The following is a 15,513-nucleotide window of genomic DNA, read 5'->3' on the forward strand; positions in this document are numbered from 1 at the left end:
CTTTTTTCGTATTACTATACTTCCTTCTTGCAAGTATTATTACTTATGCTCATGACTATTCAATATTTACTACTAATTGATCATTCTCTACAGCTATATTTGCAGTCATATTTTCAACTGCACCCTTAGCGATTAATTGACGCGCTAAGGCTGTTTCAACATGTTTTTGAATATAACGTTTTAATGGTCGTGCTCCATAAATTGGATCATACGCAGCATTTGCAATAAACGCTTTTGCATCATCGCTCAAGACAACTTTAATAGATCGTTCTGCCAGACGATGTTGAAGATCTTTCATAAGTAAATCGACAATCTTCGTAACTTCATCAATAGATAATGGTTTAAACATAATAATATCATCAATACGATTTAAAAATTCAGGTCGGAAATGCATTTTCAATTCAGACATAACTGCATTTCGTGCTTCTTCGCTAATTCCTTCAGGTGTTGCTCCTTCAATTAAATAAGCTGAACCTATATTAGATGTCATAATAATTACTGTATTTTTAAAATCAACCACTCGCCCATGCGAATCTGTAATTCGACCATCGTCTAGAATTTGCAACAATAGATTAAATACGTCACGATGCGCTTTTTCTACTTCATCTAATAAGATTACAGAGTAAGGCTGTCTTCGAACCGCTTCAGTTAATTGACCACCTTCTTCGAAACCAACATACCCTGGAGGTGCTCCAATTAAGCGAGAAACAGTATGTTTCTCCATATATTCACTCATATCAATTCTAATCATATGATCTTCACTATCAAAGAGCGCTTCTGCTAATGCTTTTACAAGTTCTGTTTTACCTACCCCTGTTGGTCCCATAAATAAGAAGGAACCAATAGGCTTGCTAGGGTCTTTAATACCCGCACGAGCACGAAGTACGGCATCAGCAACGATTTGTACGGCTTCATCTTGACCAACTACCCGTTCATGTAACACACTTTCAAGGCGTAGTAATTTTTCACGTTCTCCTTCCATAATGCGTGTTACAGGAACACCTGTCCATCTAGCAACAATGGATGAAATTTCTTCTTCTGTAACTTCCTCACGGAGAAGCTTGTTGTCATTTTGTTTATTATTCACCGCATCTTCAAGAGCCATGATTTCTTTTTCTAATGCTGGAATCTTACCATGTCTAAGCTCGGCTGCCTTATTCAAATCATAATTATTTTCAGCTTCTTCTAATTGACGTTTATACGTCTCTAGTTGCTCACGTTTATGTTGAATATTTTGCAATCCTGATTTCTCAAGTTCCCATTGTGACTTCATACTATTTGCTGCTTCTTTCAAATTTGCAAGTTCTTCTTGAAGGACTCCTAGACGTTTTTTACTTTGTTCATCGTCTTCTTTCTTAAGAGCAGCTTCTTCAATTTCAAGTTGCATAACTTTTCTTGTTAACTCATCTAATTCCGTTGGCATTGAATCAATTTCTGTACGAATCATTGCGCATGCTTCATCCACTAAATCGATTGCTTTGTCAGGGAGGAATCGTTCTGTGATATAACGATTTGATAATGTCGCTGCCGCCACTAGTGCACGGTCGTGAATACGAACACCGTGATGCACCTCAAATCGCTCTTTCAATCCGCGCAAAATAGAAATCGTGTCTTCTACATCTGGCTCTTTAACAAGTACTTGTTGGAATCGACGCTCAAGAGCTGGATCTTTCTCTATATATTGGCGATATTCATCTAGTGTAGTCGCCCCAATACAATGTAATTCACCACGAGCAAGCATCGGCTTTAACATATTTCCTGCGTCTAAAGCACCATCTGTTCTACCTGCACCTACAATGGTATGAAGTTCATCAATGAACAATAGAATCTTACCGTCGCTTTTCTTCACTTCATTTAGAACGGCTTTCAAACGTTCTTCAAATTCGCCTCGGAATTTAGCTCCAGCTACGAGTGAACTCATATCAAGTGCAAAAATCGTCTTATCCTTTAGCCCTTCCGGTACATCTTTACGTACAATACGTTGCGCTAATCCTTCGACAATAGCCGTTTTACCTACACCTGGTTCCCCAATTAGTACAGGATTATTTTTCGTTTTACGAGAAAGGATACGTACTACATTACGAATTTCAGAATCACGCCCTATAACAGGATCTAATTTTCCATTTCGCACTTCCTCTACAAGATCACGTCCATATTTCTTTAAAGCTTCATACGTATTTTCAGGATTAGAACTAGTCACTCTTTGGTTCCCCCTTATTTCTTTTATCGTTTCTAAAACTTTCTTTGATTGTAATGAGAATTGTCGCTTAATTTCTTTTATTTCCGCTGCAGAACTTGAGAAGAAAGCAAGTAATAAGTGCTCGATTGATAAATATTCATCTTCTAGCTTTTCTACCTCTTTCCACGCTTGATCGATTGCTTCTTGAAGTCTTTGAGACATATATAATTGCACATTACCGGATACTTGCGGTTGTTGTGCTAGAAATTGTTTAAGTTTATTTGTAAATGCTTGTAGGTCTATGTTTTGAGCTTCTAATACTCGAAGTAACATGAAATCTTCTTGATCAACCATCGTTACAAGCAAATGAGCAATCTTTAATTCCTGCTGATGTTGGCTTTGCGCCAGTTGTTGTGCACCTAGAAATACTTGCTGAACTCGTTCGGTCATCTTATTAAGATCCATTTCTATCCCTCCAAATATAAAACCTTTTTCCCATATACCCTTATTTAAAAAAACTAATCACTTTTGACGAATTTGACCTTTTTTGACCTTTGATTACATTATACATTGTTTATACTATATGTAAAGCCATCCTAGCATGAGGATGGCGCCTTTTTATAAATATCTACACCTTATGGCTTTCTTTGATATGTCCAATGACGATTCTGATTGGATACTTCAGGGAAAGAATCGCCCGCTTTTAAATGTATTTTCTTCGGATCTTTTACCATGCTTCCCGTTTCACCAACTTCAACATAATAACCATTATTAGGGGCTTTCTGCCCATGTTTAAAATGACGTGATTGTCCCATATCTGCTTACCTCCTTCTATTAGTACATGCCTTCATATTATCTCCAAGATTATTTAAATCCATGAACATTCCTATTTTTAACACTTAGAAGACCATGATTTTTTCTTGAACTACCTTTACTTTGGTTAAGCTAATAGTGTTAAATTGAATGGGGTATAAATACTTATTAACAACCGGAGGATTATTGTGGAAGAATTACTACTTATGATTAAGTATTTATTTTTAGGAGTGGTACAAGGCTTTACTGAGCCAATTCCTATTTCTTCAAGCGGCCATCTCGTGTTAATGCAACACTTTTTCGGCATTGAAATTAAAGGAATGAGTTTTGAATTACTTGTGAACTCCGCATCTCTTATTGCTGTCTTACTGATTTATCGTGAAGATATATGGCGCTTAATGCAAAATGGTTACTTATATGTAACAAAAAGAGAAGAAAAAGCGAAAGCGGATTTTCGTTTTATTATGTATTTGATTGTTGCTACTATTCCAGCGGGCGTAATAGGTGTGTTATTTGAGGATTACATATCAGAAAACTTAAAAGGCATTACCACGCTTGGTATTGCACTTATTGTAACCGGTGTTGCTCTTTGGTCAATTCGTAATTTACGCGGTCGCAAAAACGATAGCGACTTATCATTAAAAGATGCAATCATTATTGGTTTAGCTCAAGTAGTCGCATTAATACCGGGCATTAGCCGCTCTGGAGCTACGATTGTTGCAGCGATGTCTTTAGGAACAAAGCAAGAAACAGCATTACGTTTCTCATTCCTACTATTCATTCCTGTTTCTTTAGGCGGGATGATTTTATCTTTAAGTGATATTTTTCAAGACCCTCAACTTGGTACTTTAGCTATTCCATATACATTAGCATTCTTCGGCTCATTAATTGCTTCATACTTCTCACTTCGTTGGTTTATGAACATTATGGCAAAAGGAAACCTTGTCTATTTCGCCATTTATTGCTTCATCGTCGGGGCAGCTGTCCTAATTTTTAGCTAAAAATTAAAAGCAGTTTGAATCACCTAGTAGGTAATTCAAACTGCTTTTTATATTATGACATTAAATCTACTAGCAATGCTTTTTGAGCGTGCATTCTATTTCCTGCTTGATGGAACACTACTGAGTTTGGTCCATCAATAATTTCTGCTGATACTTCTTCTTCACGGTGTGCCGGTAAGCAATGCATGTAAATGTAATCTGATTTTGCACCTTTTACAAGCTCAGCATTTACTTGATAGCCTGTAAAATCGGCAAGACGTTTTTGATTTTCGGCTTCTTGCCCCATGCTCGTCCATACATCACCATAAATAACATCTGCATTTTTGACTGCTAATTGAGGATTTGTAGTTACTTCAATTGTACAGCCGGTTTCTTCAGCAATTTTCTTCGCTTCAGCAATAATTTCACTATTTGCTTCATACCCTGTTGGTGCTGCAATAGCGAAATTCATACCTACTTTTGCACAAGCAATCATTAATGAATGTGCTACATTGTTTCCATCTCCAACATACGACATTTTCAAACCTTTTAACGTTCCTTTAATTTCTTGGATTGTTAATAAGTCTGCTAATGCCTGACATGGATGAGATAAATCAGTTAACCCATTAATAACTGGAATAGCAGCAAATTTAGCTAGTTCTTCTACTTTTTCATGTTCGAATGTACGTATCATAATCCCATCTACATATTCAGATAGCACTTGTGCCGTATCACCAATTGTTTCTCCACGACCAATTTGTAAATCTTTATTAGAAAGGAATAAAGCATGACCACCTAATTGAAGCATTCCCACTTCAAAAGATACACGAGTACGAGTTGAAGACTTTTCAAAAATCATCGCTAATGTTTTCCCACTAAGTGGAGCATAAGCTTCACCATTTTTAAGCTTTGTTTTGATTTCTGTTGCAAGTTGTAATAACTCTAATACTTGATCTGTTGATACGCCGTCATATGATAAGAAATCTTTACTATTTAAGATTTTTTGTTTTGTCGCTGAACTCATATGGTCACACCCTTTACTAGTTTTTCATGCCAATCTTCTAAAGATACGATTGGTGTATCTGTATTTGATGCTGCTTTCACATATGCTTCAAATGTTTCAATGCTTGTAAAAGTTAATAAACGATATTTAGCTGCTTTAATACGAGCTATTTTTTCATCATCGGCTAATGATAGTAATACTTTACCTTTTCTACTTTTTAGCCACTCATCTATATCAATATCTGATACTGGTGTTAATCCTACTTCAGTCATTTCCGCAAGCAGCTCTTCAGAAAGAGTTACAGATGGAGCAATATATACTTCATTGCCATGGGTACGAATGCTTTTCTCTAAGAATTCAAAAGCTTTCGCTAGCGCTTCTGCTTTAGATTCACCAATAGCAATACCTTCACCAGTCGATTTCATTTCCGGTCCTAATTTACTATCTAAGCCACTTAAAGCAAACGTTGAAAAGACAGGATATTTCACAACGTAGTATGGCAATTCTTCAAGTAAACCAACTTTGTCGACTAATTCAGACAATGAATATTTCCCAAGCAATATTTTTGTAGCAATTTGCACTAATGGTACATTCGCCACTTTACTAATGATTGGAATCGTACGACTCGCTCTCGGATTCACTTCCAACACGTATACATCATCACCTGAGATAACGTATTGAATATTCATTAATCCTTTATAATTTAAGTGCTGAACAATTTGTTCTGCATATTTTACAATTTTATCTTTCACATTTTGTGAAAGTGTTTGTGCTGGAAGATAAGCCATACTATCCCCAGAATGAATACCTGCTTTCTCGATATGTTCAGCAAGTGTCGGGATGCAGATGTCTTTTCCATCCGCAACTAAATCTACTTCCGCTTCTTTACCTGGTACATATTTATCAATTAGAAGTGGATATAATTTATTCTGCGTTCCCGCTTCTAACTCTTCTCTACTATTATAAATATCCATACCGGCTCCACCAATTACATAAGATGGACGAACAAGAACAGGATATGTTAATTTATCAGCCCAATCTAATAGTTCTGTTTGGTTCTCAGCAATCGCACCAGGAACGTGTGGAATATCCAATACTTCCAGTAAATCATAGAAGCGTTCACGATCTTCTAATTGGTCTACCGTATCAAAAGAAGTACCTAACAAATTGATACCAGCTTCTTCTAAAGATTGAGCTAAGTTGATAGCAGTTTGACCACCAAATTGAACAATAACATCTTCAATTTGCTCAGCTTCGATTACATTTAATACATATTCTAGTGTTAATGGCTCAAAGTATAATTTATCTGCTGTAGCGAAATCGGTACTAACTGTTTCTGGATTATTATTAATCATAATGCTTTCAATATCTTCACTTTGTAATGCAAGTACACTATGAACTGAACAATAATCAAACTCAATTCCTTGCCCGATTCGAATTGGACCGCTACCAATAATTAATACTTTTTTACGGTCAGATGGTGCTTGTTCATTTTCGCCATTATACGAGCTATAGTAATAACTTGTTGGTGAAGCGAACTCAGCAGCACAGGTATCAACCATTTTATAAGCCGCAACAATCCCTAGACTTTTTCTTTTTGCACGAACATCACTTTCAGTAGCATTCCAATGTTGTGCTAAATATCGATCTGAGAAGCCCATTTCTTTCAAATCAGCTAGTTCTTCATCTGTAATCGTCTCTAAATCGCGCGTATCAATGAACTGTTCTGTTTGAATAAGCTTTTGAAATACATGTAAAAAGAAAAAGTCTATTTTTGTAGCCTCATGTATAGCTTCAATTGTCATACCTTTTCTAATTAGCTCTAAAAGAATAAAGAATCGTTCGTCATTGCTAGCGTTCATTTCTTCAATTAATTCATTAACAGATAAGATTTCCAAACGTGCTAGCTTCAAGCCGACATTTTTACTTTCAAGTGAAGAAACAGCTTTTTGAATGGCACTTTCAAGGTTACGATCGATTGCCATTACTTCTCCTGTTGCCTTCATTTGTGTTCCTAGCTTACGGTTAGCTTGTTGGAACTTGTCAAATGGCCAACGCGGAAACTTCACTACTACATAATCAAGTGCTGGTTCAAAGCTAGAATATGTTGTTTTCGTTACAGGATTCTTAATCTCAGAAAGCTGATAACCTACTGCTAACTTAGCTGCTAAACGTGCAATCGGATATCCTGTTGCTTTAGAAGCAAGCGCTGACGAGCGACTAACCCTTGGATTTACTTCAATTAAATAATATTGTTTGCTGTTAGGGTCCAATGCAAATTGAATATTACAGCCACCAATAATACCTAATGCCGAAATAATTTTAATAGACGCTCCTCGTAACATTTGAAATTCTTCATCTGTTAACGTTTGAGACGGAGCAACTACAATCGAATCACCCGTATGAATTCCAACTGGGTCAATGTTTTCCATGTTACAAACTGTAATACATGTACCAGAACTATCACGCATTACTTCGTATTCAATTTCTTTAAATCCAGCAATACTTTTTTCGATTAAACATTGTGTAATCGGACTTTCTTGTAAGCCACCACGTACAAGTTCTTTAAATAAATCCATGTCTGCAGCAATACCGCCACCTGTACCACCAAGCGTATAAGCTGGACGTACAATAATTGGGAAGCCAATTTCTTTAGAAAAGGCAACAGCTTCTTCTAATGTGTGAACAATTGTACTATCTGGAACTGGTTCATTAATTTCAAACATAAGCTGACGGAACAATTCACGATCTTCACCTTTTTTAATCGAATCAATCGGAGTTCCTAACAACTTCACATTAAATTTCTCTAGTACACCAGCTTCATCTAATTCATAAGCTAAATTTAGCCCTGTTTGACCGCCAAGTGTTGCTAGTAAACCATCTGGACGTTCTTTTGCGATAATTTTTGTAATTGCTTCTTTCGTTAATGGCTCAAAGTATACAATATCGGCATTTGTTTCGTCTGTCATAATCGTAGCAGGATTATTATTAATTAAAATAACTTTATAGCCTTCTTCTTTTAAAGCTAGACAAGCCTGCGTACCACCATAGTCGAACTCTGCCGCTTGACCGATGACAATTGGACCTGAACCAATAACGAGTATAGATTGAATGGACGTATCTTTAGGCATACACTTTTTCTCTCCCGCTAGAACTTTTCACTTTTTGTAAAAATTCATCAAATATTACAGCACTTTCTGCTGGACCTGGATTTGCTTCTGGATGGAATTGAGTTGTAATAATTGGTAAGGTTTTATGTTGTACCCCTTCAATTGATCCATCATTTACTTGTTTGAAGCGTACTTGTAATTCTGTACCTTCTAAACTTTTTTCATCTACAACATAGCTGTGATTTTGAGAAGTCATAAACACTGATTTATTGAAAATATCTGCAACTGGTTGATTAGCTCCTCTATGGCCGAACAATAATTTCTTCGTTTTCCCACCAAATGCTAACGATATAAGCTGATGACCAAGACAAATCCCCATAGTTGGATAGCTTGATGCAATAGCTTGTATTTCTGCAATATATGGCAACATATCCACAGGATCCCCAGGACCATTTGATAGGAGAATACCATCTGGTTTCAGAGCATGTACTTGAGCAGCTGTTGTATTGTAAGGTACCACCGTTACTTTACAGCCCTTCTCCAACAAATACGTTAAAATTGATTTCTTAAAGCCAAAATCCATTAGGACAATATGATGATTGCCATCACCATGAACTTCCATTTGTTGCTGTGACACAAGCGGCACAGGTGAATCTGCATGGAAATTCTGTTCAGAGACATTAAATTCAGCTGTTGTATTCATGTAAGCTGGCATCGAGCCTTTTGTACGAATTCGCTTTACTACAGCACGTGTATCAACGTTTCCTAACATTGGGACATTCCATTTATTTAAATACTGAACAATCGACATTTCAGCATCATAATGTGAATGCATCATATCTCCACGATGAACAATCACACCTGCAACATGCGGTTTAATGCTTTCAAAATCACTTTTGTTAATTCCGTAATTTCCGATTAACGGATAAGTGAATACTACAATTTGATCTTTATATGAAGGATCTGTAAGTACCTCTTGATACCCTGTCATTCCAGTAAAGAACACCATTTCTCCTGAAATAACAGTCTGTGGTTGACTAGTAAGCCATTTTCCAGTAAATACTTCTCCATTTTGTAAATGTAAATAGCCTTTCATTCTCTCACCTCTATTGATGAATATTTATTTAAATATAAGAATTTTTATTCATATCCATCAAAAAATATTCAGCCTTATACGGCTGGCGTAGGTACTTTCTTCAATAGTGTACTAATTTTTTCAATTGCTAGGTCTAATTCTTCAATTGTTACAGTAAGTGGTGGTAATAATCTCATTACATGTGGCGCTGAAGTTAATACAAGTAATTGTTCCTTTTGTAATTCAAGAACTAATGGTCCTGCATCTACTTTCAAGTCAATACCAATCATTAAACCTAATCCTCTTACTTCATTAACCAGTTGAACATCACTTAATGCTGTTTTTAACTTGCTTCTTACTAACTCGCCTTTCGCAACAACTTCTTGTAAGAAATCATCTTGGAAACATTCATCTAGTACGGCAATTGCAGCAGCTGTGCTAATTGGATTTCCTCCAAAAGTCGATCCATGAGTTCCTGCACCGAAATGTTCTTTCAACTCAGCTTTTCCAAGCATTGCACCGATTGGCAATCCATTACCGAGTCCTTTTGCACAAGTTACGATATCTGGTTGAAAATCAAAGTTTTGGAACGCAAATGGCTTACCAGTTCGTCCGATACCTGTTTGCACTTCATCAATAATAATTAATGCACCAACGTTCTTCGCTACTTCTTGAACGGTTTTCAAAAAACTTTCTGTCGCCGGATTAATACCGCCTTCACCTTGAACGATTTCAAACATGATTGCTGCTGTATTCTCATCAACCGCAGCTTTCACTTCTTCTTCATTATTGAAAGTAATGTATTCAAACGCATCGAGCATTGGGCCAAAACCAATTCGTACTTTTTCTTGACCTGTCGCACCCATTGTAGCAAATGTACGACCATGGAATGATTGTACGCATGTTACAATTTTCTTTCTTCCTGTCGCTTTCTTTGCTAGTTTAATAGCAGCTTCATTCGCCTCTGCTCCACTATTACAAAAGAACGCTGCATCTAATCCAGATGTCTCTGCTAGCTTTGTAGCCAACGCTTCTTGATTTGGTTGTTGAAATAAATTTGATGTATGCCAATATTGATCTAATTGTTTTTGAACCGCTGCCTTTACTTTACTATTACAATGTCCTAGGTTTAATACACCAATTCCAGTTGTAAAATCCAAGTATTTTTGTCCATCTGTCGCTGTTAGCCAACTTCCTTCACCTTTTTCAGGTGTAATATTCCATCTTGCATATGTTGGAAATACATGACTCATTGTTAAACCCTCACTTTCTCTACAAATGACGTTCCTACCCATTTTCCACTTTCAAAAAAATGCTCTTTACCACTTACAATTCGCACATGCTCAATACCTGTTTGTAATGTTTTAAGAGCTGTCTTTACCTTTGGAATCATACCACCATATATTACTTTATCTTCAATTAACTGTTCTGCTTCATCTAAAGTCATACGTTCTACTAATGCACCGTTCTCTAGAACACCTTTTACATCTGTAACAAACACACAGCTTTCCGCATTCAATGCCTTTGCAACTGCCCCAGCAGCCATATCTGCATTTACATTTAACGTCTTTCCATTCTCAGAAAGCGCTAATGGTGTTAAAACAGGTACAAGATCTAAAGAAAGGATATTCATAATTAAATCACTATTAACATTTGTGATTTCTCCTACTTCACCTAAAGCTGATTGATCAATATAATCTCCTTGTAGAAGATTAGCATCGTTTCCATGAAGTCCAATTGCTGAGAAACCATACTTTTGTAATAAGGACACGAGCGTTCGATTGGTTTTTCCTGATAGCACTAGCTCAACTACATCTAATACATCTTTGGTTGTTCTTCGCAAACCGTTGTGAAACTCTGGTACGATTTGTAATGCATCTAGCATTTCGTTTATATCAGGGCCACCACCATGAACAAAGACAAGCTTATATCCTTCCGCCTGTAAATCTTTTAAACTTGTAAAGAAGGATTCATGCAATTCATTTAAAATGCTTCCTCCTAGCTTTATAAGTAGAATTTTCATAATGTGCCTCCCTACGAACGATAACTACCATTGATTTTGACATAATCATACGTTAGGTCACAGCCCCAAGCCGTTCCCTTTGCTTCACCTTCGTTTAATACCGCTTTAATGACAACCACTTCTTGCTCTAAATACGCTTTAGCGTCTTCTTCAGAAAAATTAACTGGCGTACTGTTTTGTAATACAACGATATCCCCAAAGTAAATAGTTACATCTTCCGGATTAAACGGAACACCTGCACGTCCCATAGCAGCGATAACACGTCCCCAGTTTGCATCTGTTCCGAAGATAGCTGTTTTCACCAGACTTGAACCTACCACTGTTTTAGCTAATGCACGAGCATCACTTACTGATTGTGCTCCTTCCACATTCACTTCAATTAACTTCGTTGCACCTTCACCGTCTCTTGCGATTTTCTTTGATAAATCTTTGCAAGCTAATGCCACTAATTCAACGAATGTAGCCCAGCCTTCTTGGCTTGGTGTTAACTCAGCACAATTGCTTTGACCGTTCGCTAAAAGAATCACCATATCATTTGTCGATGTATCCCCATCAACTGTAATTTGATTAAATGTCGAATCAATACATTGTGATAATGCCAATTGTAAATTTTCCGAAGAAACATTCGCATCAGATGTAAGGAATCCAAGCATTGTTCCCATATTAGGATGAATCATTCCTGACCCCTTAGCTGCACCACCAACAGTTACAGTTACTCCATTAATCTCCGCTTGAAATGCACAATGCTTTTGGAAAGTATCTGTAGTTAAAATAGCTGTCTCAAAATCAGCAGCACACTCTGCTAGATTTTGAAATTCAATCTGCTCGATACCTGATTTAACTTTATCCATATCCAATAGTTGCCCAATTACACCTGTAGATGCTACGGCAACTTGTGTATTTTCAATTCCCAGCTTCTTAGCCGCTAAATTTCTCATCTCATATGCATCAAGCATACCTTGTTCACCTGTTGCTGCATTTGCATTTCCACTATTAACGATGACCGCCTGAATCTTTGCACCTTGAGCCATTGTCTCTTTTGTTACTTTAATAGGAGCTGCTTGCGTAATAGATTTAGTGAAAACCGCAGCTGCATTTGCTAAATTATCAGATACAATAATTCCTAAATCTTTTTTATTATTGCGTAGACCCATATGGTACCCGCCCGTTTTATAACCTTTGGCACTTAAAATATTTCCACCTTGAATTTCTTTAATGCTGCTATTAAATGTCGTTGTATTCATTTTCATCACAAGCAGGTTTATGGATACTGCGGTACTTGTTTAAGGCCAGCTGTTTGTTCGTAGCCACTTAATATATTCGCATTCTGTACCGCTTGACCTGCCGCTCCTTTCACCAAATTATCTATTACAGCAACGATTGTTACTCTTCTTGTTCTTTCATTAATACTCACACCAATATCGCAGAAATTCGATCCAGCTACTTGTTTCGTACATGGATACTGTCCTTCCGGCATAACCCTTACGAATGGATGATCTTGATATACTTCTTTATATAAATCTACTAATTGGGCTGTTGTCACATTTTCTTTCAATTGAACATATGTTGTTGTCATAATCCCTTTAATCATAGGAACTAAATGTGTATTAAATTCAACTGTTGTTATATCTTCTTGCCATTTGTTCAATTGTTGCTCAATTTCAGGAATGTGTTGATGTTGATGCACTTTGTAAATTTTGAAATTTTCGTTCAATTCACTATACATCGTATTTAATGATGGCGTTCTTCCTGCACCAGATACGCCCGATTTTGCATCAATAATAATGCTATTAGGTTCACACCAATTCTTTTGACATAATGGCGCTAACCCAAGCAATGTTGCCGTTGGATAACAACCCGGATTTGCGATTACATGGGCACCTTTAATATTCGCCGCATTCCATTCACTAAGTCCATACACTGCTTGTGCTAGTGTATCAATCGAAGCTGCTTCTTTTTTATACCACTGTTTATAAGATTCTGGATTTTCAAGCCTTAAATCACCAGATAAATCGACCACCTTAACGCCAGCTTCGATAAATTGTGGTGTTAATTCAGCCGATACCCCCGCTGGAGTCGCTAGAAAAACAATCGAGCTTTTCTTAGCTATTTCGATTGGATTAATTGGTTCCAACATTAGATTTATATGCATGAGATGTGGATTTTCTTCATGTATATACTGACCTGCCTTCGATGATGAATGAAGTGACACTATATTAAAATGCGGGTGATTATCTAGAATTCTTATTAACTCTAGCCCGCTATATCCCGTCGCGCCTACTATAGAAACATTCATTTAATCTTCGCCCCCCTTTGAAAGAATACATAAAAACAATGCATTACCGTTTATATTTACATTATTATAAGTGTGAATAAAAATAAATGCAATTGAATTTTTATAAATTTTTAACTTTTCTAAAGAAAATGTATTTTTGACCTATTTATTAGCGTAGTGTTGAAAAGTCAATGTAAATAGACTTTTCGATATTTCCACTTACTAAAGTGTTAAAACATTAAACATATTACTAATGTATATTTCATTATTTTTATGCAACGAATATTCATTATTCCCATAAAGAAAAAACCGTCCATAATTTTGGACGGTCTTTTCTTAGTTAATTGTTATAACTTCATATTGACTAGCAAGTTCAATAAAGTGTGCCATACTGCTGATTTCACCTACGACAATCTTGTCTTCCACATCGTAGTAATCTACACATGTTTTACACGCAAAAACGTCAGTACCTTTTGCTGCTAAGTCTTGTAATTGTAAAGAAACAAGCGATTGGCTCGTCAACGAAAGGACTCCACTATTCATACAAAAAACAGCTTTCGGAATTTCTTCACGCTGCTTTAATAATGTAAAAAATGTTTCCAATAACGTTTCACCAAGCTCTTCATTTCCTTTTCCAAATGTGTTCGCACTTAGAAGAACCACTTTATTATTCACTACTAATCACACCCTCTAAAATAGTCAGAGCATTAAGAAATGCCTAATGCTATTTTAGCATAACGAGACATGCGATCTTTCGACCATGGTGGATTCCACACAATGTCCACAGTTGAATCTTTCACCTCAGGAATATCCATTAGTGCCACTCTTACTTGATCCACGATCTGACCTGCTAATGGGCAACCCATAGACGTCAATGTCATTGTAACTGTTGCCATTCCTTCATCATTTAAGTCAATATCATAAACTAATCCAAGATTGACGATGTCAACTCCTAGCTCAGGATCTATTACTTGTTCCAAAGCACCCATAATATTATCTTTTAAATCTTGATCCATATTTTTCACACTCCTTATTTTTTACATTGTAACAAATATTAATAAGGCTGTCCTAAAAGACAATTTGCATACCTTACAAATATTTCACAAACCAATTTACCGCTTCTACTGCAGCTTTATTCGGAACAACATGCCCTGCTTGTTCATCTAAAATAAATGACAATGGTATATTCTTTTGCTCATATGTAGGCTTTAATTGTTCATAGAAATTATATGCCCCTTCATATGGTACGGTTGTATCACGTTTTCCATGCCAGAATAATAGTGGACGGTGATTCCATTCCGAAATGTCTGTAGTAGCATCATATTCTTTTAGCATATTTAATTGTTCTTCAATTTGTTCATTTGTTAAAGGAATTTTAATATTATTTTGTTCCATTACTTGCAATTGTAATTTAGCAAAATCAATATAAGCTGGATTACCCATTAACGAAACAGCAGTTTGAATCCAATCATATTTCGCCATAGCGCCTAATGTAATGATGGCTCCCATTGATGTTCCTGCAACCCCAATTCGTCCTTCCTCTATTAAGCCTTGCTCATCAAAAAACTCTTTCAATACTTCGATATCATGAATAGTCGTTAAGACGACTTTCCAAAATTCTGCATGTAGATGTTTCTCTTCCAAACGTTCACCATGATAAAGAGCATCTGGTAATATAACACGATACCCTTGTTCCGCTAGCATATATGCATATTGCAGGTTTCTTTCTTTAATACTTGCAATTCCATGAATAAAAATGACGAACGGAAGCTTGTCTTCCATTTTCTCATGTTTTACGACATGCAATAAAGGGATGCCAAGTATATTTTCTTTCTTGATGATTACCATATGTATTCCCCCAACATACCATTTTTCTACTACTACATTATATCCTTTTAACTTAAATACTAAAATGATTATATAAAACGTTTACACTAAGAAGAACATGAAAATTACATATATTTAACAATGAACATGTATACATTTACAATATCATGCTGTAAATTGGAAACGAAAGAAAGTTTCTTTTACAACATTCCTACTGTAAAGTAGTAT

At 36.3% G+C, this 15,513-nt stretch carries 13 protein-coding genes; 1 reads left to right on the plus strand and 12 read right to left on the minus strand.

The genetic code is table 11. The features are described from left to right. Window positions 1–55: 55 nt before the first annotated feature. Both clpB and TX86_RS14640 read right to left on the minus strand, forming a co-directional pair. A complete protein-coding gene (clpB, locus tag TX86_RS14635) occupies window positions 56–2,644 on the minus strand; it encodes an ATP-dependent chaperone ClpB (RefSeq protein ID WP_042349517.1) in 2,589 nt (862 codons plus the stop codon). 170 nt (window positions 2,645–2,814) lie between these two features. Continuing rightward, complete coding sequence (locus TX86_RS14640; RefSeq protein WP_042349520.1) at window positions 2,815–2,994, minus strand: YjzC family protein; 180 nt, start codon at window positions 2,992–2,994, stop codon at window positions 2,815–2,817. Window positions 2,995–3,180: 186 nt separating this feature from the next. Between TX86_RS14640 and TX86_RS14645 the strand changes: the two genes are divergently transcribed. Further along, entirely contained in the window at window positions 3,181–3,993 is an 813-nt protein-coding gene (locus TX86_RS14645) for an undecaprenyl-diphosphate phosphatase (RefSeq protein ID WP_042349521.1), read from the plus strand. A 52-nt stretch (window positions 3,994–4,045) separates the two neighbouring features. On the opposite strand, the gene argF is transcribed toward TX86_RS14645, so the two are convergent. From argF to TX86_RS14695, 10 genes are all read right to left on the minus strand, one after another. Next, on the minus strand, window positions 4,046–4,996 hold the full coding sequence (gene argF / locus TX86_RS14650; protein ID WP_042349524.1) for an ornithine carbamoyltransferase: 951 nt from the start codon (window positions 4,994–4,996) through the stop codon (window positions 4,046–4,048). Continuing rightward, window positions 4,993–8,106 carry a carbamoyl-phosphate synthase (glutamine-hydrolyzing) large subunit gene (gene carB / locus TX86_RS14655; RefSeq protein WP_042349525.1) on the minus strand — a complete coding sequence of 1,038 codons (3,114 nt, stop codon included), beginning with the start codon at window positions 8,104–8,106 and terminating at the stop codon, window positions 4,993–4,995. Before carB ends, argF begins: the two co-directional genes overlap by 4 nt. Beyond that, a complete protein-coding gene (locus tag TX86_RS14660) occupies window positions 8,099–9,181 on the minus strand; it encodes a carbamoyl phosphate synthase small subunit (RefSeq protein ID WP_042349528.1) in 1,083 nt (360 codons plus the stop codon). The genes carB and TX86_RS14660 overlap by 8 nt, the downstream gene beginning before the upstream one ends. 74 nt (window positions 9,182–9,255) lie before the next feature. Further along, a complete protein-coding gene (gene argD, locus TX86_RS14665; protein ID WP_042349533.1) occupies window positions 9,256–10,413 on the minus strand; it encodes an acetylornithine transaminase in 1,158 nt (385 codons plus the stop codon). Between the two features lie 2 nt (window positions 10,414–10,415). Further along, window positions 10,416–11,183, minus strand: coding sequence for an acetylglutamate kinase (gene argB / locus TX86_RS14670; RefSeq protein ID WP_042349535.1), 768 nt, complete (start codon window positions 11,181–11,183; stop codon window positions 10,416–10,418). A gap of 11 nt (window positions 11,184–11,194) precedes the next feature. Continuing rightward, the gene (gene argJ, locus TX86_RS14675; protein ID WP_195892894.1) at window positions 11,195–12,427 is read right to left on the minus strand and encodes a bifunctional glutamate N-acetyltransferase/amino-acid acetyltransferase ArgJ; all 1,233 of its coding nucleotides are present in this window, start codon (window positions 12,425–12,427) and stop codon (window positions 11,195–11,197) included. 17 nt (window positions 12,428–12,444) lie between these two features. Next, window positions 12,445–13,479 carry an N-acetyl-gamma-glutamyl-phosphate reductase gene (gene argC, locus TX86_RS14680; protein WP_042349538.1) on the minus strand — a complete coding sequence of 345 codons (1,035 nt, stop codon included), beginning with the start codon at window positions 13,477–13,479 and terminating at the stop codon, window positions 12,445–12,447. A gap of 315 nt (window positions 13,480–13,794) precedes the next feature. Beyond that, window positions 13,795–14,133 (minus strand): DsrE family protein, encoded by a 339-nt coding sequence (locus TX86_RS14685; protein WP_042349541.1) that lies wholly within the window; start codon window positions 14,131–14,133, stop codon window positions 13,795–13,797. 32 nt (window positions 14,134–14,165) lie between these two features. After that, window positions 14,166–14,474, minus strand: a complete 309-nt coding sequence (locus TX86_RS14690) for a metal-sulfur cluster assembly factor (protein WP_042349543.1) — start codon at window positions 14,472–14,474, stop codon at window positions 14,166–14,168. Window positions 14,475–14,547: 73 nt separating this feature from the next. Then, a complete protein-coding gene (locus TX86_RS14695) occupies window positions 14,548–15,306 on the minus strand; it encodes a prolyl oligopeptidase family serine peptidase (protein ID WP_042349544.1) in 759 nt (252 codons plus the stop codon). Between the last annotated feature and the right edge of the window lie 207 nt (window positions 15,307–15,513).

Origin of the sequence: Bacillus massiliigorillae, from assembly GCF_000380245.2 — a bacterium.
GTDB classification, from domain to species: Bacteria; Bacillota; Bacilli; order Bacillales; family DSM-1321; genus Bacillus_AD; species Bacillus_AD massiliigorillae.

Coding starts and splice junctions, on each gene's coding strand:
- argB (WP_042349535.1), bottom strand. CDS start 11,183: ATGAAAATTCTACTTATAAAGCTAGGAGGAAGCATTTTAAATGAATTG.
- argD (WP_042349533.1), bottom strand. CDS start 10,413: ATGAGTCATGTATTTCCAACATATGCAAGATGGAATATTACACCTGAA.
- argC (WP_042349538.1), bottom strand. CDS start 13,479: ATGAATGTTTCTATAGTAGGCGCGACGGGATATAGCGGGCTAGAGTTA.
- carB (WP_042349525.1), bottom strand. CDS start 8,106: ATGCCTAAAGATACGTCCATTCAATCTATACTCGTTATTGGTTCAGGT.
- TX86_RS14695 (WP_042349544.1), bottom strand. CDS start 15,306: ATGGTAATCATCAAGAAAGAAAATATACTTGGCATCCCTTTATTGCAT.
- TX86_RS14660 (WP_042349528.1), bottom strand. CDS start 9,181: ATGAAAGGCTATTTACATTTACAAAATGGAGAAGTATTTACTGGAAAA.
- TX86_RS14690 (WP_042349543.1), bottom strand. CDS start 14,474: ATGGATCAAGATTTAAAAGATAATATTATGGGTGCTTTGGAACAAGTA.
- argF (WP_042349524.1), bottom strand. CDS start 4,996: ATGAGTTCAGCGACAAAACAAAAAATCTTAAATAGTAAAGATTTCTTA.
- argJ (WP_195892894.1), bottom strand. CDS start 12,427: ATGAATACAACGACATTTAATAGCAGCATTAAAGAAATTCAAGGTGGA.
- clpB (WP_042349517.1), bottom strand. CDS start 2,644: ATGGATCTTAATAAGATGACCGAACGAGTTCAGCAAGTATTTCTAGGT.
- TX86_RS14640 (WP_042349520.1), bottom strand. CDS start 2,994: ATGGGACAATCACGTCATTTTAAACATGGGCAGAAAGCCCCTAATAAT.